The organism is Marinicella gelatinilytica, assembly GCF_026410405.1.
Lineage (GTDB): Bacteria > Pseudomonadota > Gammaproteobacteria > Xanthomonadales > Marinicellaceae > Marinicella > Marinicella gelatinilytica.
In genome coordinates this window covers 1-281 of the sequence record NZ_JAPMLN010000056.1, presented here as the reverse complement: position 1 = coordinate 281, position 281 = coordinate 1, and the positions used below count along the sequence as shown (strand labels likewise).

At 40.6% G+C, this 281-nt stretch carries 1 rRNA gene; it reads right to left on the bottom strand.

Going from position 1 to position 281, the window contains the following annotated elements:
* Window positions 1-122: 122 nt before the first annotated feature.
* Window positions 123-281 (bottom strand): 23S ribosomal RNA (locus tag OS173_RS13505); the annotation flags it as partial.

Below are 281 nucleotides of genomic sequence, written 5' to 3'. Positions count from 1 at the left end.
CTTAAGACTGATGTTTGGAATATGAATCAAAGCATGCGCTTTTCAAATCTTGATTTAGTTTTGGCTTGTCTAAAATTATTAGAGTTTGATCAATTTGTTGACCCTAAATCGCTTAGGGTTATATGATCAAGCCTCACGGGCAATTAGTACTGGTTAGCTTCATACATTACTGCACTTCCACACCCAGCCTATCAACCTTGTAGTCTACAAGGGCCCTTTAGGACTCTCAAGGAGTCAGTGAGATCTCATCTTGGAAGAGGCTTCCCGCTTAGATGCTTTCA